The organism is Azospirillum brasilense, assembly GCF_008365405.1.
GTDB lineage: Bacteria > Pseudomonadota > Alphaproteobacteria > Azospirillales > Azospirillaceae > Azospirillum > Azospirillum brasilense_D.
On record NZ_QOKV01000012.1, the window covers coordinates 78,326 to 100,983 of the forward strand.

Annotated in this window: 22 protein-coding genes; 13 read left to right on the forward strand and 9 right to left on the reverse strand. The window is 69.1% G+C overall.

Features of this window, described 5'->3' with window-relative positions:
* Positions 1–49 precede the first annotated feature (49 nt).
* From DS837_RS18605 to DS837_RS18625, 5 genes are all read right to left on the reverse strand, one after another.
* Positions 50–1,234, reverse strand: a complete 1,185-nt coding sequence (locus tag DS837_RS18605) for a fumarylacetoacetate hydrolase family protein (RefSeq protein ID WP_149166128.1) — start codon at positions 1,232–1,234, stop codon at positions 50–52.
* Between the two features lie 17 nt (positions 1,235–1,251).
* Positions 1,252–2,049, reverse strand: coding sequence for an enoyl-CoA hydratase/isomerase family protein (locus tag DS837_RS18610; RefSeq protein ID WP_051140522.1), 798 nt, complete (start codon positions 2,047–2,049; stop codon positions 1,252–1,254).
* 10 nt (positions 2,050–2,059) lie between these two features.
* Positions 2,060–3,211, reverse strand: coding sequence for an extracellular solute-binding protein (locus tag DS837_RS18615; protein WP_149166129.1), 1,152 nt, complete (start codon positions 3,209–3,211; stop codon positions 2,060–2,062).
* Entirely contained in the window at positions 3,193–4,440 is a 1,248-nt protein-coding gene (locus tag DS837_RS18620; protein WP_149166130.1) for a CaiB/BaiF CoA transferase family protein, read from the reverse strand. The genes DS837_RS18615 and DS837_RS18620 overlap by 19 nt, the downstream gene beginning before the upstream one ends.
* A gap of 81 nt (positions 4,441–4,521) precedes the next feature.
* Positions 4,522–5,286, reverse strand: a complete 765-nt coding sequence (locus DS837_RS18625; protein ID WP_149166131.1) for an SDR family oxidoreductase — start codon at positions 5,284–5,286, stop codon at positions 4,522–4,524.
* Between the two features lie 333 nt (positions 5,287–5,619).
* On the opposite strand from DS837_RS18625, the gene DS837_RS18630 reads away from it, so the two are divergent.
* From DS837_RS18630 to DS837_RS18675, 8 genes are all read left to right on the forward strand, one after another.
* The gene (locus DS837_RS18630) at positions 5,620–6,681 is read left to right on the forward strand and encodes a LacI family DNA-binding transcriptional regulator (protein ID WP_149166132.1); all 1,062 of its coding nucleotides are present in this window, start codon (positions 5,620–5,622) and stop codon (positions 6,679–6,681) included.
* A 280-nt stretch (positions 6,682–6,961) separates the two neighbouring features.
* A complete protein-coding gene (locus DS837_RS18640; RefSeq protein ID WP_247890017.1) occupies positions 6,962–9,445 on the forward strand; it encodes a TonB-dependent receptor in 2,484 nt (827 codons plus the stop codon).
* Between the two features lie 26 nt (positions 9,446–9,471).
* Positions 9,472–10,212 carry a DUF4198 domain-containing protein gene (locus DS837_RS18645; protein WP_149166133.1) on the forward strand — a complete coding sequence of 247 codons (741 nt, stop codon included), beginning with the start codon at positions 9,472–9,474 and terminating at the stop codon, positions 10,210–10,212.
* The gene (locus DS837_RS18650) at positions 10,209–10,490 is read left to right on the forward strand and encodes a DUF3649 domain-containing protein (protein WP_149166134.1); all 282 of its coding nucleotides are present in this window, start codon (positions 10,209–10,211) and stop codon (positions 10,488–10,490) included. Before DS837_RS18645 ends, DS837_RS18650 begins: the two co-directional genes overlap by 4 nt.
* Positions 10,491–10,504: 14 nt before the next feature.
* Positions 10,505–12,139, forward strand: coding sequence for a PepSY-associated TM helix domain-containing protein (locus DS837_RS18655; RefSeq protein ID WP_247890018.1), 1,635 nt, complete (start codon positions 10,505–10,507; stop codon positions 12,137–12,139).
* A 2-nt stretch (positions 12,140–12,141) separates the two neighbouring features.
* Entirely contained in the window at positions 12,142–12,429 is a 288-nt protein-coding gene (locus DS837_RS18660; RefSeq protein WP_149166136.1) for a DUF3325 domain-containing protein, read from the forward strand.
* A gap of 144 nt (positions 12,430–12,573) precedes the next feature.
* On the forward strand, positions 12,574–14,640 hold the full coding sequence (locus DS837_RS18665; RefSeq protein WP_149166137.1) for a carbon starvation CstA family protein: 2,067 nt from the start codon (positions 12,574–12,576) through the stop codon (positions 14,638–14,640).
* Between the two features lie 217 nt (positions 14,641–14,857).
* Entirely contained in the window at positions 14,858–15,061 is a 204-nt protein-coding gene (locus DS837_RS18675) for a YbdD/YjiX family protein (RefSeq protein ID WP_014197888.1), read from the forward strand.
* On the opposite strand, the gene DS837_RS18680 is transcribed toward DS837_RS18675, so the two are convergent.
* The 3 genes from DS837_RS18680 to DS837_RS18690 are packed head-to-tail and all read right to left on the reverse strand — an operon-like array spanning position 15,031 to position 17,616.
* Positions 15,031–15,585 carry a cyclase dehydrase gene (locus DS837_RS18680; protein ID WP_149166139.1) on the reverse strand — a complete coding sequence of 185 codons (555 nt, stop codon included), beginning with the start codon at positions 15,583–15,585 and terminating at the stop codon, positions 15,031–15,033. The two genes, DS837_RS18675 and DS837_RS18680, sit on opposite strands and share 31 nt — an antisense overlap.
* A gap of 14 nt (positions 15,586–15,599) precedes the next feature.
* Entirely contained in the window at positions 15,600–16,772 is a 1,173-nt protein-coding gene (locus tag DS837_RS18685; protein WP_149166140.1) for a zinc-dependent alcohol dehydrogenase, read from the reverse strand.
* Between the two features lie 52 nt (positions 16,773–16,824).
* Positions 16,825–17,616: an SDR family NAD(P)-dependent oxidoreductase gene (locus DS837_RS18690; protein WP_149166141.1), complete on the reverse strand. Its 792-nt coding sequence runs from the start codon at positions 17,614–17,616 to the stop codon at positions 16,825–16,827.
* A 254-nt stretch (positions 17,617–17,870) separates the two neighbouring features.
* Between DS837_RS18690 and DS837_RS18695 the strand changes: the two genes are divergently transcribed.
* The 5 genes from DS837_RS18695 (at position 17,871) to DS837_RS18715 (ending at position 21,524) form a co-directional block, all read left to right on the forward strand.
* Positions 17,871–18,563: a GntR family transcriptional regulator gene (locus DS837_RS18695; RefSeq protein WP_149166142.1), complete on the forward strand. Its 693-nt coding sequence runs from the start codon at positions 17,871–17,873 to the stop codon at positions 18,561–18,563.
* A 50-nt stretch (positions 18,564–18,613) separates the two neighbouring features.
* Positions 18,614–19,405 carry a transporter substrate-binding domain-containing protein gene (locus DS837_RS18700; RefSeq protein ID WP_149166143.1) on the forward strand — a complete coding sequence of 264 codons (792 nt, stop codon included), beginning with the start codon at positions 18,614–18,616 and terminating at the stop codon, positions 19,403–19,405.
* A 79-nt stretch (positions 19,406–19,484) separates the two neighbouring features.
* A complete protein-coding gene (locus DS837_RS18705; protein ID WP_149166144.1) occupies positions 19,485–20,156 on the forward strand; it encodes an amino acid ABC transporter permease in 672 nt (223 codons plus the stop codon).
* Positions 20,153–20,812 (forward strand): amino acid ABC transporter permease, encoded by a 660-nt coding sequence (locus DS837_RS18710; RefSeq protein WP_149166145.1) that lies wholly within the window; start codon positions 20,153–20,155, stop codon positions 20,810–20,812. Before DS837_RS18705 ends, DS837_RS18710 begins: the two co-directional genes overlap by 4 nt.
* Positions 20,790–21,524, forward strand: coding sequence for an amino acid ABC transporter ATP-binding protein (locus DS837_RS18715; RefSeq protein ID WP_014197879.1), 735 nt, complete (start codon positions 20,790–20,792; stop codon positions 21,522–21,524). The genes DS837_RS18710 and DS837_RS18715 overlap by 23 nt, the downstream gene beginning before the upstream one ends.
* Positions 21,525–21,693: 169 nt before the next feature.
* Here the strand turns inward: DS837_RS18715 and DS837_RS18720 are convergent, their stop codons facing one another.
* A complete protein-coding gene (locus tag DS837_RS18720; protein WP_149166146.1) occupies positions 21,694–22,449 on the reverse strand; it encodes an SGNH/GDSL hydrolase family protein in 756 nt (251 codons plus the stop codon).
* Positions 22,450–22,658 lie beyond the last annotated feature (209 nt).

Genomic DNA, 22,658 nt, shown 5'->3' on the forward strand with positions numbered 1-22,658 from the left:
TCTTGGTCTCGCTGCTCTTGGTCTCGCTGCTCTCGGTCTCGGGGCGGCATCAGCCGAGCAGGCCGCGGCCCGCGAGGTTCCGCATCAGGGCGGCGGCGCCGAAGTCCCAGGGCGCGCAGTCGGCGCAATGGCGGACCCGGTTGGTCAGGCTGCCCAGCGCCGGGGCGGTGATGGTCACCACGTCGTCCAGCTTGTGGGTGAAGCCCTCGCCCGGACGGTCGCGGTCCTTGACCGGCGCGAACATGGTGCCGAGCAGCAGGACGAAGCCGTCCGGATACTGGTGGTTCTCGCCGATGGTGGCCTCCACCAGTTCCACCGGGTCGCGGCTGATCTGCGACATGGAGCTGGAGCCCTCCAGCCGGAAGCCGTCGCTGCCCTCGACCACCAGCCCAAGCTCGGCGCTGCGCACGCCGTCGAGCGTGAAGCGGTCGTCGAACAGGCGGATGAAGGGGCCGATGGAGCCGCTGGCGTTGTTGTCCTTGGCCTTGCCGAGCAGCAGGGCGGAGCGCCCCTCGACGTCGCGCAGGTTCATGTCGTTGCCGAGCGTGGCGCCGACGATGTCCCCGCGGCTGGAGGCCAGGACGGCGATTTCCGGTTCCGGGTTGTTCCACACGGAATAGGGCGGGATGCCGACATGGGCGCCGGTGCCGACCGCCGACATCGGCTGGCCCTTGGTGAAGATCTCGGCGTCGGGGCCGATGCCGACCTCCAGATACTGCGACCACACCCCGCGGGCGATCAGCGCCTTCTTGACCTCCATGGCCTCCGGCGAGCCGGGCTTCAGGCTGGACAGGTCGCGCCCGATCAGCGCGTCGATGTCGGCGCGGATGGCCAGCGCCTTTTCCGGGGCGCCGCGCGCCTGCTCCTCGATGACGCGCTCCAGCAGGCTGACCACGAAGGTCACGCCGGACGCCTTCACCGCCTGGAGGTCGATGGGAGCCAGCAGCCAGGGCCGCTCCGGGTCGCGCCGGTCCTCGTCGGAGTTGGCGAGGATGGCGGCGGCGGTGCCGATCCATTCGCCGGGAAGGTCGCGGGCGATGGCCGCGGCGGCGCCGGATTCCACCAGATCGCGCACGGTGGGCGCGTCGCGGCTGGTGATGTCGAAGACGTCCCGGCCGCGCACGGCGATGACCGAGGGGCCGACGCCGGGGCGCCAGGCGCGCCCGACCAGGAGCGCGCCCTCGTCCGCCGGCAGGGCGGCGGCGGGGTCGAGGGGAAGGGGTCGCTTGCTCATGGTGTCCGCTCCTCGTCTTACTTGCGCCGGAAGACCGGGCTGCGCTTTTCCTTGAAGGCGGCGCGCCCCTCGGCGGCGTCCGCGGTGGCGAAGCAGATGGTCTGCAGGTCGCGCTCGTACTCGATGGCCTTTTCCACCGGCATGGTGTGGGCGGCCTTCAGGTTCAGCTTCGCCGTCTCCGCCGCGATGGGCGCGCGGCTGGCGACGATGGCGGCGATCTCCTGCGCGCGGGCGAGCAGGCGGTCGGCGGGCACCACCTCGCTGACGAGGCCCCAGGCCAGCGCCTTGTCCGCCGGGATCGGGTCGCCGGTCAGGATCATCATCGCGGCGTTGGAGGTGCCGATGGAGTGCGAGAGGAAGGCCGCCACGCCGCCGCCGCCGATCCAGCCGAGCTTGATCTCCGGCGCGCCGAACTGCGCGTTCTCCGACGCGATGCGGATGTCGCAGCTCATCGCCGTCTCCAGCCCGCCGCCGAAGGCGTAGCCGTTGACCGCGGCGATGCTGGGCTTGCGCAAGCCGCGGATGGCGTCGCAATAATCCTCGCGGTTGCGGAAGTTCCAGGCGGTGTCGTAGCGGTCCAACTCGCGGATGTCGGAGCCGCAGCAGAAGGCGCGCGGCCCGGCGCCGGTCAGCACGACGCAGCGGATGTCGTCGTCGGCGTTGCAGCGGGCGACGGCGGCGACCAGCTCCGCGGCCATCTCCGGGGTCACCGCGTTCAGCTTCTGCGGGCGGTCGAGCGTGATGGTGGCGACGAAACCGTCCACCGTGACGGTGACCGCGCCGAGCGCCGGATCGGGGGTGTTGAGCGAGTCCATGGGATGGGCCTTATCGTTCGGCGCCGGCAACCGGGCGGCTGGCGGCGTAGCGGTGTTGCAGGCGGTCGAGCAAGGCGGCGTGCGGCGTGCCCTCGGCCAGCGCGTCGCGGATCATCGCGGCGGCGTCGGCCTGGAAAGCGATGTAGCCGGCGTGGCGCGGGCGGACATAGGCGGCCTCCAGCGTCGCGGCGGTGTTGCGGTAGAAGCCGCCCCAGCGGGCGTTCACCGCCTCGTCCGCCCAGGCGTCGCGGCGGCTCGGCTGGCCGTCGTGGGCCGGGATGAAGCTCCGCTGCGCCTCGGCGCCGAGCAGCCAGCGCAGATGGTCGAGCAGGGCCGGCGTCACCTCGCAGCGCACGGAGACGCCGATGCCGGTGCCGCCCAGCGTCGAGCCGGGACGCCCGTCCGCCGTGGCGCGGGGCGCGTCGGCGAAGGTGACCGGCTTGTCGCTCGCCGCCGTCGGAGCGGCGTAGTTGACGTAGCCGTAGACCAGCGGGCAGAGCGCCACGTCATCGGTGCGGGCCATGTGGCCGAGCAGCCCGATGGGGTTCAGCCCGCGCACCGCCGCCGGCATCCGCCCGGCCAGGGTCGCCATGAGGTCGAGCACCTGCGTCCCCACCTCCGGCGAGACCAGCCGGTCGGGATCGGCCACCGCGGGCGGCTCGCCGAAGGCCGTGGCCATGGACAGGAAGGTCAGGCAGGCGTGCGGTCCGGCCAGCGACAGGGCGACCGGCGCCCGTTCGGACAGGCTCGTCACCTCCGCCCAGGTGACGGGAATCGGCCCGTCCATCCGATCGGCGCGGCAGGCCGTGACCTGCGTCGCCGCGTCGAGCGGCAGCGCCCAGTGCCGGTCCGCGAAGCGGTAGCTGGCGAGGCTCGGCCCGATGCTGTCGCGCTGCCAGCCGGCGATGTCCTCGGCGGTGAACAGGTCCTCCAGCGGGATCAGGCCGCGTTCCGCCACGGCCTCCCCGACATGGGGGTGGTCGAGGACGATCAGGTCGTAGCGGGCGCAAAGGTCGCCGATCGGATGGGCCTCGAAGCCTTCGAGCGGCTGCTTGTCCCAGTCGATGGCAAGCCCGTCGCGCGCCTCGTCCAGCCCGGCCGCCGCGGCGGCCAAGGCGTTGTAGCCGCGCGGGTGGTCCCAGGTCAGCGCGCGGTAGCGCATGCCCGAACCTCCTCTTCCTCCGCCTCCGGCTCGGTGGCGGCGACGACGCCGGCGGCCAGCAGGCGGTCGACGGCCTCGGCGGTGAAGCCGGCGGCCTCCAGCACCTCGCGGGTGTGCTCGCCGGTCAGGGGGGCGCCGCGCTCGACCTCCGACGGGGTCTTGGAGAACTTGATCGGGAAGCCCGGGGTCTTGACGCGGCCCTCGGTCGGGTGGTCGTACTCGACGAAGGTGCCGTTGTGCTTGATCTGCGGGTCGTTCACGAGGTCGGCGTAGCCGTAGACCGGTCCGGCCCAGACCCCGGCGGAGTTGAACAGCTCCAGCCACTCCGCGGAGGTCTTGGCGGTCAGCCGGTCGCGGGTCTTGGCGAAGATCTCATCGCGGCGCGACCAGCTGTCGGTCTCGTCCTCCATGTCGAGGAAGGACGGCTCGCCGATCAGCTCGCCCAGCAGCTTCAGCGGCGGGAAGGCCACGATGATGAAGCTGTCGCTGGTCGCGAAGGCGCCGTAGGGGGCGCGGATGTAGACGTGGGCGTGCGGCTCGGCGGAGCGGGTCTGCGGCTTGCCGCCGACCGTGAAGACCGACAGCTCCTGCATCTGGATCGTCGTGATGGCGTCCAGCATGTTGACCTGGACGAGCTGGCCCTCGCCGGTGCGCTCGCGGTGGAGCAGGGCGGCCAGAACGCCTTCGAAGGCGGTGTAGCCGGTGATCGCGTCCACCAGATACTGGCCGGCGGGGGTCGGCGCCTCGCCCTCGCGGCCCGCCGACAGCATGGCGCCGGACATGCCCTGGAGCAACAGATCCTGGCCTGGGCGCTGGACGTAGGGGCCGGTCTCGCCGTAGCCGGAAATCGACAGGTAGATCAGGCGCGGGTTGATCGCGGAGAGCGATTCATAGTCCACGCCCAGCCGCTTGGCGACGCCGGGCCGGTAGTTCTGGAGGAACACGTCGGCGGTCTTGACCAGCTCCATGAGCAGGGCCTTGCCCTCGGCGTTCTTCAGGTCGACGGCGAGCGAGCGCTTGTTCCGGTTCAGCGATAGGAAGGAGACGTTCACCTTGTTGCCGGTGATGCCGCCCGCCGCGGTGTGGCGCTGCCACTCGCCGGTCACCGGCTCCACCTTCACCACGTCGGCGCCGAGGTCGCCCAGGCGCTGCGCCGCCAGCGGGCCGGCCATGGCGATGGAGCAGTCGAGCACACGGTAACCGCTTAGGATGTTGCGTTTCTTGTCCATGATGTCCGGGTCTTGTTGCCGTGGGTCCGCCGGCCATGGCGGAAAGATGGGGCGGAGGATGGGGCGGAAGGATTGATTCGGTCAGCCGTTGGTCACCGGGGCTTCGGTGAAGAAGGCGCGGTTCCAGACGGGGCTGATGAGGATTTCGTTGACGCAGACGTGGGGCGGCATCTCGGCCACGAAGCGGATGGTGCGGCCCAGGTCGTCGGGCTGGAGCAGGCGCGCCATCTCCTCCGCCGGCGGCGGAGAGGGGCGCTGGCCCAGCAGGTCGGTCGCCACCTCGCCCGGCATGACCACGCAGGAGCGCAGACCGTTGCGCCATTCCTCCATGTTCAGGCTGTGGCTCAGCGTCACCAGCGCCTGCTTGGTGGCGTTGTAGCCGGGGCCGCCGAGGACGAGCGCGTGCCGCCCGACCCAGGAGGACACGATGATGACGGTGCCGGACCGGCGCTCCCGCATGGCGGGCAGCACCGCCTGGATGGCGTGCATGGTGCCGTTGAGGTTGACGTCGATCAGCCGCCGCCAGCCCTCCGATCCGACCGTGCGGAAGCTGCGGTTCGGCAGGTTCATCCCGGCGCTGGCGACCAGCGTGTCGATTCGTCCGTGGCGGTCGAGGATCGCCGCCGCCATGCGCCGCACCGCCGTTTCGTCGGCCACGTCGAGGACCGCGGTCTCGGCCCTGCCGCCGGCGGCGCGGATGGACTCCGCCACGCGGTCGAGCGCGTCGTCGCGCCGTCCGGACAGGACGACGGTGGCGCCGCCCTGCGCCAGTGCCCGCGCGCCGGCCTCCCCGATTCCGCTGCCGCCGCCGGTGATCCAGGCGACGCTGTCCGCAAGAACGCTCATGTCTTGCCTGCTTCGTTGCTTGTCTTTTTTGCGTGCCCGCCGTCCGGCCCTCGGGCCGCCGCGGTGTTCCTCCCCGCGGCCCCCGGATCGTCCGCCTTCGCGTTCGTTTCGAGTGACCGCTAACGTGACCGGTAACATGATTGGTTGGGGCAATCAAGCATCTTTGGTGAGCGATGACGTTAGCGTTCGCGTGACCGCTAACATGAAATGCGCTATGGATTGTGGAAACGGTGCCGCACCCGGCTTGCAACCGGCGGCCCGGCCATGCACAAGAAGGCGGCCGGTCGGTGCTGGAAGGCGGGCCGGCGGAGGCAGGATAAGAGGTCATCCCAGGTGTCGGACGAAGGACAGCTTTCGCTCAGGAAGGCGGAGTCACGGCGGCGCTCCGCGACCCGCGCGGTGACGATGGCCGATGTGGCGCAGGCCGCCGGCGTCTCCACGCAGACGGTCTCGCGCGCGCTCCGCGATCCGCGCAGCGTCGGCCCCGACACGCTCGCCCGCATCGAAGAGGCGGTGCGCGAAACCCGCTACGTGCAGAATCTGGCGGCGAGCCACCTCGCCTCCAACCGCAGCATGACGGTGGCGGCGATCATCCCGACCATCTCCGCCTCGATCTTCGCGGAAACCATCCAGGGGCTGACCGACGTCCTGCTGCCGGAGGGCTATCAGGTCTTCCTCGGCCACACCGACTACATGGCGGGGCGGGAGGAGTCGCTGGTCCGCAGCTTCAGCGGGCGGCGCCCCGACGGCTTCTTCATCATCGGCACCCGCCACACCCAGGAGACCACCGCCCTCCTGAAGCGCACCGGGGTTCCGGTGGTGGAAAGCTGGAGCTGGACGAACCGCCCCGTCGACATGCTGGTCGGCTTCTCCAACCACGCCGCCCTGATGAGCGTGGTCGACCATCTGGTGGGGCGCGGCTACCGCCGTCTGGCCTTCACGGGCGTCATGAAGCCGGGCGACCACCGCGCCAAGGAGCGTCTGAAGGGTTTCCTGGACGCCCATGAGCGTCATTTTCCGGGCGTGACGCCGCGCGTCGTCACGGTCGCCAGCGGACCGATGGTGATGGCGACCGGCGTGGAACTGCTGAAGCTGGTCCGGGAGCAGCATCCCGACACCGACGCGGTGGTGTTCGTCAGCGACGTGCTGGCTTCCGGCGCCCTGCTGGCCTGCAGCGGCCTGGGGATCTCGGTGCCGAAGGATCTGGCGATCACCGGGTTCGGCAATTACGACATCGCCGGGCAACTGACGCCGGGCCTGACCACCATAGCCATCGCCAGCCGCAGGATCGGCACGGAATCCGCCAACCTCCTGTTGCGGCGGATGCAGGGCGGCGAGGTGGAGAACCGCACCCAGGACGTGGGGTTCGAACTGCTGGTGCGCGGCAGCGCCTGAGCCTGTCGGCTTGATGCCAAACCCTCTCCCGCCTTTCGCGCCCGCTTGCGGGCGCTGACGTTGCCTGTGGAATTCCCCTAGAGAAATCACGGACATAAAGACGCACACGATCACCAGGACGGTGACGTTGCCCCCTTGCGCAATCCTCACCCTGATGCTTAGAATGAAAATCATTCGCATTCAGGCGATCAGCGCAGATGTTCGGCTTATTTGAAACGGACAGGGTGCCGGTCGCTGACGCTACGCCACATATACACCCTTTGGTAGAGGAACTGGCTCAATGTCTCAATCTTGCGGCAAGGACGCTCTGCGCCTGACCGTCCGCCGCCGCGGCGCCGCGCACAATGTCCTTGCACCGGGTCTGCGCCCGGTCGCCATGGCCGTTTGCTTTGCCAGCGCCGTCCTCGCGGGCGGCCTTCCCTTCGCCCCGGCCGCGCAGGCTCAGACCGCGGCGGCTCGTACGGTCGACGCCAACGTGCCGCCGGGCCCCCTGGATGCCGCGCTGCGCGGCTTCGCCGCCCAGGCCGGGGTGAGCATCGCCGTGGACCCGTCGCAGGTCCGGGGCAAGACCTCCCAGGGGCTGCGCGGAACGACGACGGTCGAGGACGGCTTCCGCCGCCTGCTGGACGGCAGTGGTTATCAGATCGCGGGCACGTCCTCGGGGTACGGCCTCGTCGCGCAAGGGTCCGTGCCGGTCGCGAACGCCCCGGCCGGGGCGACGGTGCTGCCCACCGTCCAGGTTTCGGCCAACGCCGGCACGCTGCCGGGCGAGCCGCCGCCGCCCTACGCCGGCGGTCAGGTGGCGCGCGGCGGCACGCTGGGCCTGCTGGGCAGCAGGAACACGCTGGACACGCCGTTCAGCACGACCAACTACACCTCCGAACTGATCGAGAATCAGCAGGCGCGCACGGCGGCGGACACGCTGATCAACGATTCGTCGGTGCGCACGACCACCGGCGGCAACGGTTTCGACGACACCTTCCAAATCCGCGGCTTCGCGGTTCCGTCGGGTGACGTCGGCTTCAACGGCATGTACGGGCTGGTGTCCTCCAACCGCGTGCCCTCGCAGATCATCGAGCGGATCGAGCTGCTGAAGGGGCCGGGTGCGCTGATGAACGGCATCGCCCCCAACGGCAGCATCGGCGGCGGCATCAACATCCTCAGCAAGCGCGCCGGCGATCAGCCGCTGACCCGCGTGACCGGGCTCTACCAGAGCGACGCCAATTTCGGCGTCCATGTCGACACCGGGCGCCGCTTCGGCGAGAACAACGCCTGGGGCGTGCGCTTCAACGGCCTGCTCCGCGGCGGCGAGGCCTCGATCGAAGACGGCGACGTGAAGACCGGGCTCGGCTCGCTGGCGGTGGATTACCGGGGCGAGCGGCTGCGCTGGTCGCTCGACGGCATCATCCAGCGCGACGACACCGACAATTTCCGCCCGCAGATCAGCATCCTTCCCACGACGACGGCCATCCCGTCGCCGCCCGACGCGCGCAGCAACTGGTACCCGAACACCAAGCTGGTCCAGAAGGACAAGACCATCGCCTCGAACATCGAGTTCGACGTGACGGACTGGCTGACCGCCTACGCCGGCATCGGCTACCGCGACGGCACCAACGATCAGGTGTTCCCGCAGTCCAACCCGGCCGTGAACGCGCTCGGCAATTTCACGGTCCGCAACTCCTACTACGACTCCTACAGCGAGACGGTCAGCGGCACGGCCGGGGCGCGCCTGCGCTTCGAGACGGGTCCCGTCCGCCATCAGGTCAACATCGGCTACACCGGCTTCCAGCGGGAGGAGGGCAACGCCTACATCCAGGCCGCCGGTTCGGCCCCGTCGAACATCTACAACCCGGCGCCGCTGCCCGTCATCACCGCGCCGCGCACCGATCCGCGCAAGTCGGCCGAGACGACGCTCAGCAGCATCGCCATCGCCGACACGCTGTCCTTCGTCAACGACCGCGTCCTGCTGACGCTCGGCGTGCGCGACCAGACGGTGAAGGTGAAGGGCTTCAGCACGACGACCGGCGCGCAGACCAGCAACTACGACGCCAGCGCCACCACGCCGCTCGCCGGTCTGGTCGTCAAGCCGCTGGAGAACGTCGCGGTCTACGGCAACTACGCCGAGGGCCTGTCGCGCGGCACCATCGTCGGCGCCGGCTACGCCAACACCGGCGCGGTGCTCGAACCCTACAAGTCGAAGCAGCTCGAGGGCGGCGTCAAGGTCGACTGGGGAACCATCACGACCACCGCCGCGGTGTTCCAGATCACCCGCCCCAGCTCGATCCGCACCGCGTCCAACGAACTGGCCTATGACGGCGAGCAGCGCAACCGCGGCCTGGAGCTGTCCGCCTACGGCGAGATCCTGCCCGGCCTGCGCGCCATGGCCAGCGCGACCTTCCTGAAGCCGGAGCTGACGAAGACCGCTGTCGCCTCAGAAGAGGGCAACGACGCCGCCGGCGTGCCGGACAAGAGCTTCTCCGCCAGCCTGGATTGGGACACCCCGTGGGTCGAGGGACTCGCCCTCAACGGACGCGTGATCCACACGTCCGGTTCCTACCTGACCAACGCCAACACGCTGCGTTTCGACGGCTGGACCCGCTTCGACATCGGCGCCCGCTACACCACCGACGTATCGGGCAAGCCCGTCGTGCTGCGCGCCAGCGTCGAGAACCTCTTCGACAAGGAGTACTGGCTGACCACCGGCACCTACGTGACCGTCGGGTCGCCGCGCACCGTGCTGCTGTCCGCCACCGTCGATTTCTGACCCTCTTGATCGTCCTGGAATTCGTCATGAACAAACTGTCGCTTGCCCTCATCGCCGCGCTGGGCTTCGCCATGCCCGCCGCCATGCCCGCCCAAGCCCACCAGATCTGGATCGAGCAGCCCGAGCAGGGCAACGCCACGATCCGTTTCGGAGAGTTCGGCGAGAACCTGCGCGAGGTCTCGCCCGGCCTGCTCGACAAGTTCGGCAAGCCGGCCGGCACCCTCCTCTCCGCCAAGGGCGAGCGGAAGGTCGAGGCCGCCAAGACCGCCGACGGCTTCGCGCTGCCCTTCAAGGCCGCCAACGGCGAGAGCATCGTCGCCGAGGACGCGCTCTACCCGCTCTACACGTGGAAGCAGGGCGACAAGGAGACCACCAACTGGTTCCACCCCGCGGCGCGCCTGATCACCGGCTTCGCCGAGCAGGCGCCGAAGCTGACGCTGGATCTGGTGCCCACCGGCAAGCCCGGCCAGTTCAAGCTGGTCTTCCAGGGCCAGCCCAAGGCCAAGACCAAGGTGATGCTGGTCACCCAGTCCGGCTGGGCCAAGGAGGAGCACAGCGACGAGCAGGGTCTGGTCACCTTCGATCTGCCGTGGAAGGGCACCTACGTGGCCGAGGTCAGCCTGAACGAGCGCACCCCCGGCGAGCGCCAGGGCGCCAACGGCGCCGAGAAGTACGACGGCGTCAGCTACGTCACCACGGTGACCTACGTCCACCCCGACGGTCTGGCGCCGGTTCCCGCCGGCCCGGCGGCGACGCCCAACAAATGACCTCCGTGGCCGGACGGGTGCGCACTTTCGGCCCGCTCGTTTCGCGCATAGCCGCCGCCCTGTTCGGCGGCTATGCGCTGGCGGCACTCGCCAGCGTGGCGGTGCTGGCGCTTCCCATGAGCACGCCGCAGGCGGTGCTCACCGGCCAGTTGGCGAGTTTCCTCGTCTACGCCGCCGCCGTGATCTGGGTCTTCGCGGTCCGCAGCGCGCTGCGCGCCTGGGCGGGCCTTCTTGTCGTGGCCGCGCCGCTGCTTCTGGCGGCGTGGTCGGTCTGGTGATGGGGAGCCCGAGCGTGACGACGGACCAGCAAGCGCGCCCCGACGGCCGCGGCCTCCGCCAGAGCATGTCCGACCTGCACACGTGGGTCGGGCTGCTTCTCGGCTGGGTGCTCTACGCGATGTTCCTCACCGGGACGGTGTCCTACTTCAAGGACGAGCTGTCGCAATGGATGCGCCCCGAACTGCCGGCGCAGAGCGGGGTTCCGGATCAGGCCGCGGTGGCCCAGCGGGTGGCCGACGAACTCGTCGCCCTGGTGCCGGGCAGCCCGCAATGGAGCCTGCGCCTGCCGGACGCCCGCAACAACAGCGTCTACGCCTTCTGGCGCACCGCCGGGACGGCTCCCGGGCAGCGCGGCTTCGGCGAGGGCAATTTCGATCCGGCGACCGGGCAGACGGTGTCGTCGCGCGCGACGCTGGGCGGCGACTTCTTCTACCGCTTCCATTTCCAGTTCCATTACATGCCGGTGGTGTGGGGGCGCTGGCTCGCCGGCATCGCGGCGATGTTCATGCTGGTGGCCATCGTCAGCGGGGTCATCACCCACAAGAAGATCTTCATCGATTTCTTCACCTTCCGCTGGGGCAAGGGGCAGCGCTCCTGGCTCGACGCGCACAACGCGCTGTCGGTGTTCGGGCTGCCGTTCCACGCCATGATCACCTACACCGGGCTGGTGACGCTGATGGCGCTCTACATGCCCTGGGGCCAGCAGGCGGGGATCAAGACCGCGGCGGAGCGCCAGCAGCTCAACGCCGAACTCAGCGCCTTCATCCAGCCGGGCAAACCCAGCGGCGAGGCGGCGCCGCTCGCCTCGATCGAGGACATGGTGCGCCACGCCCAGGAGCGCTGGGGCCGTGACGGTGTCGGGCGGGTCACCGCCACCCATCCGGGCGACGCGGCGGCGCGGGTGGCGGTGGCGCGCGGCGACGGCGGGCGCGTGTCGATGAGCCCGCAATATCTGGAGTTCGAAGGCACCACCGGGAAACTGCTGGCCGTCCACGAAGGGGTGGGGCCGGCGGCGGAGACCCGCGGCGTGCTCTACGCCCTGCATCTGGGACGCTTCAGCGACTCGGTAACGCGCTGGCTCTATTTCCTGGTCAGCCTCGCCGGCACCGCCATGGTGGGGACCGGTCTGGTGATGTGGACGGTGAAGCGCCGGCAGAAGCTGCCCGATCCAGCCCGGCCCCACATCGGCTTCCACGTCGTGGAGCGGCTGAACATCGCCAGCATCGCCGGCCTGTCGATCGCCATGGCGGCCTTCCTGTGGGCGAACCGCCTGCTGCCGGAGACCCTGGCGGACCGCGCCAACTGGGAGATCCACAGCTTCTTCATCGTCTGGGCGCTCACGCTGCTGCACGGCGTGCTGCGCCCGGCGAAGAAAGCCTGGGTCGAGCAGTTGTGGCTGGCCGCGGCGCTGCTGGCGCTGCTGCCCGTGCTCAACGCCGCGACCACGCACCGGCCTTTCTGGCGCAGCCTGGCTGAAGGGGACTGGGTGTTCATCGGCATGGACCTGATGTGCTGGGCGCTGGCGGCGCTCCACGCCGTGCTGGCGGTCCGCACGCTCCGCCACCAGCCCAAGACGCGGGCCGCCCGCAAGCCCGTCCACCAAGCCGTTAACAAACCCGCCGGCGGCGCCGTGCTGCGTGAGGGATGACCATGATCCATCTGTCGTCCTTCATCCTGTGCCTGACGGGCTTCGCCGCGCTGGCCTTCGCGATGGACCGTCCGCAGCACGACCTGTTCGGACGGTCCCTGCCGACGCCCGCGACGGTCGCCCTGCGCGTCGGCGGGGCGGTTTCCCTGCTGGGGGCGCTGGGCCTCCTCGTGGGGTGGCAGGGCTGGGGACTCGGCCTCGTCATGTTCAGCGGCCACACCAGCCTGGGCGCCGGAGTCGTCCATGGCGCCCTGATCGTCCAAGGGCGACGGAGTGCTCGCCCAAATTGAGGCTACGCCTTATTTCTGACCCATTTTGTCGCGTCCGGCGAGTTTGCTCTTTCCGTTCGGGCGTGATGGGAGGATGGTTCTCCATCGTTTTCATCAGGTTCATCGTGCTTTTCGACGATTGCGAATCGTTTGGGAGGAGTACGCATGCCCCGCATCCTCAATCATGCACCGTGGTTGGTTCTCGCCGTGTTGGGTGCCTTCGCGCTCGGCACCGTCGCCCTGGCGCGCGGCGAGACCATCAACGCCCTCTGGCTGGTCGTGGCCGCCGTCTGCACCTACTTGGTGTCCTACCGCTACTACAGCCTGTTCATCGCCACCCGCGTCATGCGGCTGGACCCGGCGCGCCCGACGCCGGCGATGCGCCACAACGACGGGTTGGACTATGTTCCGACCAACCAGTACGTCCTGTTCGGCCACCATTTCGCGGCCATCGCCGGCGCCGGCCCGCTGGTCGGCCCGGTGCTGGCGGCCCAGATGGGCTATCTGCCGGGCATGCTGTGGATTCTCGCCGGCGTGGTGGTCGCCGGGGCGGTCCAGGACTTCATGATCCTGTTCGTCTCGATGCGCCGCGACGGGCGGTCGCTCGGTGAGCTGATCAAGGCCGAGCTGGGGGACATCCCCGGCGTCATCGCGCTGTTCGGCACCTTCATGATCATGGTCATCATCCTGGCGGTGCTGGCCCTGGTCGTGGTCAAGGCGCTGACCAACAGCCCGTGGGGCTTCTTCACGGTCGCCGCCACCGTGCCGATCGCCCTGTTCATGGGCGTCTACATGCGCTTCCTGCGCCCCGGCCGGATCGGCGAGATCTCCATCATCGGCTTCTTCCTGCTGATCGCGGCCATCCTGCTCGGCGGGCAGGTCGCGCAGAGCGAGACTTGGGCGCCGGTCTTCACGCTGACCGGCGTGCAGATCACCTGGATCCTGATCGGTTACGGCTTCGTGGCGTCGGTGCTGCCGGTGTGGCTGCTGCTGGCGCCGCGCGACTATCTGTCGACCTTCCTCAAGGTCGGCACCATCGTGATGTTGGCGCTGTGCATCCTGCTCGTCGCGCCGCCGATGAAGATGCCCAGCGTCACCCGCTTCGTCGACGGCACCGGCCCGGTGTGGTCGGGCAGCCTGTTCCCGTTCCTGTTCATCACCATCGCCTGCGGCGCGGTGTCGGGTTTCCACGCCCTGATCTCCTCCGGCACCACGCCGAAGATGGTGGAGAACGAACTCCACACCCGCTTCATCGGCTACGGCGGCATGCTGACCGAGTCCTTCGTCGCCATCATGGCGCTGGTCGCCGCCTCCTGCATCGAGCCGGGCATCTACTTCGCCATGAACAGCCCGCCTGCGCTGCTCGGCACCACGGCGGAGTCGGCGGCCCAGGTGATCAACAATTGGGGCTTCGTCATCACGCCGGAAATGATCACCCAGACGGCGCAGGACGTCGGCGAGGTGAGCATCCTGTCACGGGCCGGCGGCGCGCCGACGCTGGCGGTCGGCATGGCGCAGATCTTCTCCGAGCTGTTCGGCGGCAAGGGCATGATGGCCTTCTGGTACCATTTCGCCATCCTGTTCGAAGCGCTGTTCATCCTGACCGCCGTCGACGCCGGCACCCGCGCCGGGCGGTTCATGCTTCAGGATCTGCTCGGCGTCTTCTTCAAGCCGTTGCAGCGCACGGCGTCCTGGGCCGGCAACCTGATCGCCACCGGCCTGTGCGTCGCCGCCTGGGGCTACATCCTCTATCAGGGGGTGATCGATCCGCTGGGCGGCATCAACACCTTCTGGCCGCTGTTCGGCATCTCCAACCAGATGCTGGCGGGCATCGCCCTGATCCTGGCGACGGTGGTGCTGTTCCGGATGAAGCGGGAGCGCTACGCCTGGGTGACCATGGTGCCGGCGACGTGGCTGCTGATCTGCACCTTGACCGCGGGCGTGCAGAAGGTCTTCCACAGCAACCCGGCGATCGGCTTCCTCGCCCACGCCGAGCGTTTCAGCACCGCCGCCAACGAGGGCCGTCTGCTCGCCCCGGCAACCTCGATGGAGCAGATGCGGCAGGTGATCTTCAACGACTACCTGGACGCGGCGCTGGCGTCGCTGTTCGTTCTGGTCGTGCTGGCGGTGCTGGTCTTCGGCGTCCTGTCCTGCCTGAAGGCGCTGCGCAGCGACCGCCCGACCACCCGGGAAATCCCGACCGGCGGCGCCACCGCGCGGGCCGGGGATTGAGCGTTGCAGGAGTTGCAGCCAAGCCCCTCTCCCGTCCCGGGAGAGGGCGGCCCGAAGGGCCGGGTGAGGGTCGTGCGAGAATCATTGCGCTGATTCTCGGCGGTACCCTCACCCTCCCACCGCTTCGCGGCGGGCCCCTCCCTCTCCCGGGGCGGGAGAGGGGATGTTCGAGGCGGCGGTTGGAGCGACCGTGCCTATACAATGGGAAACACGCCTTATGAGCGGCTTGAAAAGCAACCTCAGCCGGTTCCGCGGTTACTTCGAGCAGACGGCCAAGCTCATGATCGGGGTGCCGGATTACGACACCTATCTGGAGCACATGCGGACCCGGCACCCCGACCAGCCGGCGATGACCTACACCGAGTTCCTCGACAACCGTCTGCAGGCCCGTTACGGCGCCGGCAAGGCGGGGTGTTGCTGACCCACTTTGGCCGGTTCGAAACGCAGGATGTCCGGGGTCCGCATGTCGGCGGGGATCGGGGCGTCCTTGGCGGCACCGCGCATGGCGGCGGGCGGGCGCGGCAGGCCGCTGCGGTCGCTGTAGTCAGGGGGCGGCGTCCCGGCCGTTGCCTCCTCGCGGTGCAGCATCGCCGTGCACAGCACGTCGAGCGCCGTCACCGCCGCGACCGCGCCCAGCGCCGTAGCGACGTTCTCCCGGCGCGGGTTGCCGTCGTGATGCGCCGACGCCAGCGTGGCGAGGTCCAGCGCGTCCCCGGCGACCCGGCCCCACATCCAAGGCCGGGCGTCGCCCATCGCCAGCAGCCCGACGCCGGTCGTCACCTCGCGCGCGCCGTAGGCGCGGATCAGCCCGGCCTGCTCCTCCATCCCCATCCAGCGGGCGAGGGGACGGGCGGCCACCAGTTCGGCGACACCCAGCCCGATGCTGAACCAGCCCAAACCACGGGCCATCCGGTCCGCCGACGAATTCCTGCGGTAATACGCCATGTTGCGCCTCCCTGTTACGGCTTGAGCACGACCTTGATGCAGCCGTCCTGCTTGTCGCGGAAGGTCTGGTACATGCCCGGCCCATCGGCCAGACCCACGGTGTGGGTGATGACGAAGGACGGGTCGATCTGCCCCTCCTGGATGCGGCGCAGCAGATCGTCGGTCCACCGGTTGACGTGGGTCTGGCCCATGCGCCAGGTCAGGCCCTTGTTCATCGACATGCCGAAGGGGACCTTGTCGATCAGCCCGCCATAGACGCCGGGGATCGACAGCGTGCCGGCGGGGCGGCAGACATACATCATCTCGCGCAGCACGTGCGCGCGGTCGGATTCTAGGGCCAGCGCCTGCTTGGCGCGGTCGTACATGGAATCGAGCGTGGCGGTGGCGTGCGCCTCCATGCCGACGGCGTCGATGCACTTCTCCGGACCCTTGCCGCCGGTCAGCTCGTTCAGCCGCTCGACGACGCTTTCCTCCTCGAAGTTGATGGTGATGGCGCCGCCGGCCTTGGCCATGGACAGGCGCTCAGGGACGCGGTCGATGGCGATGACCTGCTTGGCGCCCAGCAGGATGGCGCTGCGGATCGTCATCTGCCCGACCGGGCCGCAGCCCCAGATCGCCACCGTGTCGGTCGGCTGGATGTCGCACTGCGCCGCCGCCTGCCAGCCGGTGGGGAAGATGTCGCCGAGGAACAGCACCTGCTCGTCGGTCAGCCCGTCCGGGATCTTCACATGGGTGCGGTCGGCGAAGGGGACGCGCACATATTCCGCCTGCCCGCCGGGATAGCCGCCGGTCAGGTGGGTGTAGCCGAACAGCCCGGCCGTGGTGTGGCCGAACAGCTTGTCGGCCATCGCCTTGTTGCGGTTGGAGCGCTCGCAGACCGAATAGTTGCCGCGGCGGCATTGGTCGCACTCGCCGCACCAGATGGTGAAGGGCACGACGACGCGGTCGCCGACCTTCAGGGCGCTCTTGGCCTCGGCCCCGACATCCACGACCTCGCCCATGAACTCGTGACCCAGGATGTCGCCCTTCTCCATGCCGGGCATGAAGTGGTCGTAGAGATGCAGATCCGAACCGCAGATGGCGCAGGACGTGACCTTGACGATGGCGTCTCGGGGCTGCTCGATCTCCGGGTCGGGGACGGTGTCGTAACGGACGTCGGCGGTGCCGTGCCAGACCAGGGCTTTCATGCGGGGCTCCTCCGTAACGGGTGGTGGGGGAAGGGGGGCGGGAGACCGCCGATCAGTGGTGGCCCGAACCGGGCTCGGCCTGCTTCCGGTGCTGCTCGGCCAGCACGCCGGAGGGCGTCACGGCGGCCATGGCGGTCTGCAGCTTGTTCTTCCAACCGGCCACCACGTCGCCGTCGCCGCGCATCATCGCGTCGAAGCCGACTTTGGCGACCATCGCCGGGTCGTCCTTCTTGCCCTGGCCGATCCTGGTGTCCTCCATGCCGGCGCGCTCGAAGAACTCGGTGTCGGTGGCGCCAGGCATCAGGCAGGTGACCGTCACCCCGGAGTCCTTGATCTCGTGGCGCAGCGCGAAGGAGAAGGAGTCGATGAAGGCCTTGGTGCCGTTGTAGACCGCCTGATAGGTGCCGGGCATGAAGCCGGCGATCGAGCCGGTGATCAGGATGCGGCCCTGCTTGCGGTCGCGCATGCCGCGCCCGACCGTCTGGATCAGGTACAGCGTGCCGGTGATGTTGGTGTCGATGACGTGGCGGGCCTCCTGGAAGTCTTGGTCGAGGAAGCCGTGTCCCAGCCCGTGGCCGGCGTTGGCGAGCAGCGCGTCGACCGGGCGGCCCTTCACCGCCGCGCACAATTTGTCGACGCCGTCGAGGGTGGCGAGGTCCGCCTGCACCGTCTCGACCGTGACGCCGAGCGCGCGCAGCTCCTTGGCGGCCTCCTCAATGGCCGGATCGTCGGCGGCGATCAGGAGGTCGAAGCCATTGCGGGCGCACTGCTTGGCGAGTTCGAGGCCGATGCCGGTGGACGCACCGGTGACGATGGCAAGGGAACGGGTGGCTGCGCGAGCCATGGACATTGTCCTCTTTGAAAAAGCGGGATTCCCCAAGCCCAACTGGACGCGGCGGCCGATGGTTCCGCCGTCGCGGCTTCAGGGCGCAACTCCGATGGCGCCGGTGCCGCAAATCCGTGCATAAGGCTTAATCAGGTCGGGGCCTTGCCTGGTTCTTAATCAAAAGAGACGCCGCCACCCAGCGATTCCGCGCCGTTCCGGCTGGCACGCCGCTTGCTCAACAGTCTTGTATACAAGATTGGTGCGGCAGCCTGATGACCCAGCTTCCCGACAGCATCGAAGACAGCGTGATCTCCGCCATCCTGGGCGGCCGGCTGCGGCCCGGCACCCGGTTGGGCGAGGCGAAGCTGGCCGAGGTCTACGGCGTGTCCCGCACCCGCGTGCGCGAGGCGATGATGCGGCTGGAGACGCGCGGCATCGTCCATGTCAGCGCCCGGCGCGGCTGGTTCGTCGTCGAGCCCTCGGCGACGGAGGCGCGGGCCGCCTTCCAGGCGCGGCGGGTCATCGAGACCGGGATGCTGCGCGATCTGCACAGGCTGCCGGGGCACACGCTGCCGGGGGACGCCGTCGCCCACCTGCGCGCCCATGTCGAGGAGGAGCGCGAGGCGCTGCACACCGGCCATGTCGGGTCGCGCACCTGCCTGCTCGGCGACTTCCACATCCACCTCGCCCACGCCTTCGGCAACCCCTTCCTGACCGACATCCTGCGCGACCTGACCGCGCGCACGACGCTGGTCTCGATGCTTTACCAGTCCGACCAGGACGCCGCGGCGTCCAGCGACGACCACGCCGGCATCGTGACGCTGCTGGCCGACGGCGACTACGCCGGGGCGGCGCGGCTGATGGACGAGCACATCCGACGCGTCGAGGACGGCCTCGACCTCGCCGCCGCCCCCGATCCCCTGGCCGGCCTGCGCGAGATCCTCTCGCCCGGCGCCCCCGCCTGACCCCTTTCACACAAACCATTCCATCCAGACCAACCGGAGGAGTTAGAGACATGAAGCGCAGGACCCTGCTCGCCCTGGCCGTCGCCGCCGTCGCCGGCCTGTCCATCGCCCAGGCCCCCGCGGCGCGGGCCGACGCCCTCCAGGACATCACGAAGCGCGGCACGCTGCGCGTCGCCGTCCCGCAGGACTTCCCGCCCTTCGGCTCGGTCGGCCCGGACATGACCCCGCTCGGCTACGACATCGACGTTGCCAAGCTGATCGGCGCCAAGATGGGCGTGAAGGTGGAACTGGTGCCGGTGACCAGCGCCAACCGCATCCCCTTCCTGCAGACCAACAAGGTCGATCTGGTCATCTCCAGCCTTGGCAAGAACGCCGAGCGTGAGAAGGTCATCGACTTCACCGACGCCTACGCGCCCTTCTTCAACGGCGTCTTCGCCCCGGCCGGCGTCACCGCCGCGAAGCCGGAGGATCTGGCCGGCAAGACCGTCGGCGTGACCCGCGGCGCCATCGAGGATCTGGAACTGACCAAGATCGCCCCGGCCGACGCGGTCATCAAGCGCTACGAGGACAACAACGGCACCATCTCCGCCTTCCTGTCCGGTCAGGTCGAGGTGGTGGCAACCGGCAACGTCGTGGCGGCGGCGATCCTCGCCCGCAACCCGCCGAAGCGGCCGGAGCTGAAGTTCCTCATCAAGAACTCCCCTTGCTACATTGGCCTGAGCAAGGAGCAGCCGGCCCTGCTGGAAAAGCTGAACGGCATCCTGGCGGCGGCCAAGGCCGACGGCTCGCTGAACGCCGTCGCGCAGAAGTGGCTGTCCGCTGACCTGCCGAAGGACCTCTGACGACGATGGGGCCGGGACGCCGCGGGTGGCTTCGGCCCCCACGGCGGCCCGGCGTACGGGGGGCTGACCGGAGGGCCGCATGACCTACCGCTTCGATTATTCATGGATCGCCGAATACTGGCCCGTCATCCTGAAGGGGCTGGTGACGACGGTCGAACTGACCCTGATCGGCACGCTGTTCGGAGTGGCGCTGGGCATCGCCTGCGCCTGGACGCGGTCGCTCGGCCCGCGCTGGCTGCGCCCGCCGGTCGTCGCCTATGTGGAACTGATCCGCAACACGCCCTTCCTGATCCAGCTGTTCTTCATCTTCTTCGGCCTGCCGTCGCTCGGCGTGCAGATGACCGAATTCCAGGCGGCGGTCCTGGCGATGATCGTCAACCTCGGCGCCTACAGCGGCGAGATCATCCGCGCCGGCATCGAGGCCACCCCGCGCGGCCAGTTCGAGGCCGGGGCCAGCCTCGCCATGACCCGCTTCGAGACCTTCCGCCACGTCGTGCTGATCCCGGCGCTGCAACGGATCTGGCCGGCGCTGTCGTCGCAGATCGTCATCGTCATGCTCGGTTCGTCGGTGGTGTCGCAGATCGCGGCGGAGGACATCACCTTCGCCGCCAACTTCATCCAGTCGCGGACCTTCCGCGCCTTCGAGAGCTATTTCCTGACCACCGGCCTCTATCTGCTGCTGGCGCTGGCCCTGCGGCAGGCGCTGCGCGGCGTCGGGAAGATGCTGTTCCCGCGGAGGGCCGCGCGATGATGACCTTCACCCTGTGGGACATCCTGCGCAACCTGCTGCTGGCGGCGCGCTGGACGGTGGTCCTCTCGCTCGTCTCCTTCATCGGCGGCGGGCTGCTGGGGATGGCGCTGCTCTACCTGCGCATCGGCAAGGCGCGGGCCGGACGGATCTTCGTCCAGGGCTATGTCGAGCTGTTCCAGGGCACGCCGTTGCTGATGCAGCTCTTCCTCGCCTTCTTCGGGCTCGGCCTGTTCGGCATCGACGTGCCGGCCTGGCTGGCCGCCGGGCTGGCACTGATCCTGTGGACGGCGGCCTTCCTGGTGGAGATCTGGCGCGGCTGCGTGGAATCGGTCGCCCGCGGCCAGTGGGAGGCGTCGGCCAGCCTCGGCATGGGCTACGTCCAGCAGATGCGCTACGTGATCCTGCCCCAGGCGGTGCGCGTCGCCGTCCCGCCCACCGTCGGCTTCTCGGTGCAGGTGGTGAAGGGCACGGCGCTGACCTCGATCATCGGCTTCGTGGAGCTGTCCAAGGCCGGCACGGTCGTCACCAACGCGACCTTCGAGCCCTTCACCGTCTATGGGCTGGTCGCCCTGATCTACTTCGCGCTGTGCTGGCCCCTGTCCAAGAGCAGCCAGATTCTGGAAAGGAAGCTCAATGTCGCTCATCGCGATCACTGAGGTGAAGAAGCGCTTCGGCGACGTCGAAGTCCTGAAAGGGATCAACCTGGACGTCGAGCGCGGCGAGGTCGTCGCCATCATCGGCAAGAGCGGTTCGGGCAAGAGCACGCTTCTGCGCTGCGTCAACGGGCTGGAGATGATCGACGACGGCTCGATCATGGTGGCCGGCGCCCAGCTCATCAACGACGACCTGCACCTGAAGGCGCTGCGGCTGAAGGTCGGCATGATCTTCCAGCAGTTCAATCTGTTCCCGCACCTGTCGGCGGGGCGCAACGTCATGCTGTCGCAAATGGTCGTCAAGAAGACCCCGGCCCGCGAGGCGGAGGCGATGGCCCGCCGCATGCTGGAGCGGGTGGGCTTGGGCCACAAGTTCGACGCCTACCCCGACCAGCTCTCCGGCGGGCAGCAGCAGCGCGTCGCCATCGCGCGGGCGCTGTCGATGCAGCCGATGGCCCTGCTGTGCGACGAGATCACCTCGGCCCTCGACCCGGAGCTGGTGAACGAGGTGCTGGCGGTGGTGAAGGAGCTGGCCGCCGACGGCATGACGCTGATGATGGTGACCCACGAGATGCGCTTCGCCCGCGAGGTCTGCGACCGTGTGGTCTTCATGCACCAGGGCCGCGTGCACGAGATCGGCCCGCCCGAAGAGGTCTTCGGCAACCCCCGGACTCCGGAACTCCGGCAGTTCCTGGGGGCGCAACTGGTCGTCTGACGGGTGGGGATATCCCCTCTCCCGCCCCGGGAGAGGGAAGGGGCCCGCGCCGCAGGCGTGGGAAGGGTGAGGGTGTCGACAAGGATAAATCCCCGATCTTCGTGCGACCCTCACCCGCCCGCTTCGCGGGCACCCTCTCCCGGGGCGGGAGAGGGACTCTCAGACAGGCTCAGCGCGCCGCGGTCTTCTCGCTCACCACCCGCGGGGTGTCGATCATGTCGGCGACGAACTCCGCTAGGCAGCGGTAGCTGAGATCCTTCAGGTGCAGGCCGTCGGTGCTCAGCACCTGATCGGCGGCAAAGTGCCGGCTCTCCAGCCACCAGGCCATGATGCGGTAGCGGTCGAGCACCGGCACGTCGAGTTCGCGGCCCAGCGCGACCACGGTGGACGCATAGGCGGCGTAGGACTCGACCTTGACTTCGCCGGGGAAGGACTGCGGGTTCATCAGGATGACATCGGCGCCGGTCTTGCGGATGCGGGCGATGCCGTCGCGCAGGGTGGCGGCGAAGGCGTCGAGCGGCACCTTCTGGAAGCTGTCGTTGGTCCCGACCTGCCAGACCACGAGGTCCGGCTTGGCGGCCAGCACGTCCTTGTCGAAGCGGACGAGGTTGGCCCCCGCCGTCTCGCCGCCGATGCCCTTGTTCAGAACCTGGATGGCCGAGGTGGCGTGACGCTGCTCCAGAATGGCGTCGAGCTGGGCGGGGTAGGTGGCGGCGACGCCGGTGGCCCCGACGCCCTCCGTGCTGGACGACCCCATCGCGACGACGGTCAGCGGCTGCCCGGCGGCCAGGGCGGCCCGGCTGTGCGTCAATCCGGCGGCGGCTGGATCCGCGCCGGGCGGGACCGGGCACAGCGCCGACGCGGCGGCGGCACCGCTCCACAACACCCATGCGGCCATCAGTCCGCCAAGCACCCGTCCCGTCATGAGCCACGCTCCCCTGCTTCGCCTCGTCCGAGGCACGCTGTCCGGGAGCCATGGTCCGGCGATCATGGTTAATGCATCGCTAAGCGAGGGGCGGCCAACCCCTTTTCGCTCCCCGTCAAAAAGGATGCCGAGGCGCGCTGGCCCGCGTTCGACACCGTAACCACGAAACCAAGGCGCCGCCGTGCTGTTCAACAGGGCAGACATCACGT

Bases quoted from the DNA above. Each gene is read 5' to 3' on its own strand.
- DS837_RS18690 (WP_149166141.1), bottom strand. From the start codon at position 17,616: ATGGCTCGCGCAGCCACCCGTTCCCTTGCCATCGTCACCGGTGCGTCC.
- DS837_RS18675 (WP_014197888.1), top strand. From the start codon at position 14,858: ATGAGCGGCTTGAAAAGCAACCTCAGCCGGTTCCGCGGTTACTTCGAG.
- DS837_RS18650 (WP_149166134.1), top strand. From the start codon at position 10,209: ATGACCTCCGTGGCCGGACGGGTGCGCACTTTCGGCCCGCTCGTTTCG.
- DS837_RS18700 (WP_149166143.1), top strand. From the start codon at position 18,614: ATGAAGCGCAGGACCCTGCTCGCCCTGGCCGTCGCCGCCGTCGCCGGC.
- DS837_RS18705 (WP_149166144.1), top strand. From the start codon at position 19,485: ATGACCTACCGCTTCGATTATTCATGGATCGCCGAATACTGGCCCGTC.
- DS837_RS18695 (WP_149166142.1), top strand. From the start codon at position 17,871: ATGACCCAGCTTCCCGACAGCATCGAAGACAGCGTGATCTCCGCCATC.
- DS837_RS18685 (WP_149166140.1), bottom strand. From the start codon at position 16,772: ATGAAAGCCCTGGTCTGGCACGGCACCGCCGACGTCCGTTACGACACC.
- DS837_RS18665 (WP_149166137.1), top strand. From the start codon at position 12,574: ATGCCCCGCATCCTCAATCATGCACCGTGGTTGGTTCTCGCCGTGTTG.
- DS837_RS18640 (WP_247890017.1), top strand. From the start codon at position 6,962: ATGTCTCAATCTTGCGGCAAGGACGCTCTGCGCCTGACCGTCCGCCGC.
- DS837_RS18625 (WP_149166131.1), bottom strand. From the start codon at position 5,286: ATGAGCGTTCTTGCGGACAGCGTCGCCTGGATCACCGGCGGCGGCAGC.
- DS837_RS18610 (WP_051140522.1), bottom strand. From the start codon at position 2,049: ATGGACTCGCTCAACACCCCCGATCCGGCGCTCGGCGCGGTCACCGTC.
- DS837_RS18620 (WP_149166130.1), bottom strand. From the start codon at position 4,440: ATGGACAAGAAACGCAACATCCTAAGCGGTTACCGTGTGCTCGACTGC.
- DS837_RS18645 (WP_149166133.1), top strand. From the start codon at position 9,472: ATGAACAAACTGTCGCTTGCCCTCATCGCCGCGCTGGGCTTCGCCATG.
- DS837_RS18720 (WP_149166146.1), bottom strand. From the start codon at position 22,449: ATGACGGGACGGGTGCTTGGCGGACTGATGGCCGCATGGGTGTTGTGG.
- DS837_RS18605 (WP_149166128.1), bottom strand. From the start codon at position 1,234: ATGAGCAAGCGACCCCTTCCCCTCGACCCCGCCGCCGCCCTGCCGGCG.
- DS837_RS18680 (WP_149166139.1), bottom strand. From the start codon at position 15,585: ATGGCGTATTACCGCAGGAATTCGTCGGCGGACCGGATGGCCCGTGGT.
- DS837_RS18660 (WP_149166136.1), top strand. From the start codon at position 12,142: ATGATCCATCTGTCGTCCTTCATCCTGTGCCTGACGGGCTTCGCCGCG.
- DS837_RS18715 (WP_014197879.1), top strand. From the start codon at position 20,790: ATGTCGCTCATCGCGATCACTGAGGTGAAGAAGCGCTTCGGCGACGTC.
- DS837_RS18615 (WP_149166129.1), bottom strand. From the start codon at position 3,211: ATGCGCTACCGCGCGCTGACCTGGGACCACCCGCGCGGCTACAACGCC.
- DS837_RS18710 (WP_149166145.1), top strand. From the start codon at position 20,153: ATGATGACCTTCACCCTGTGGGACATCCTGCGCAACCTGCTGCTGGCG.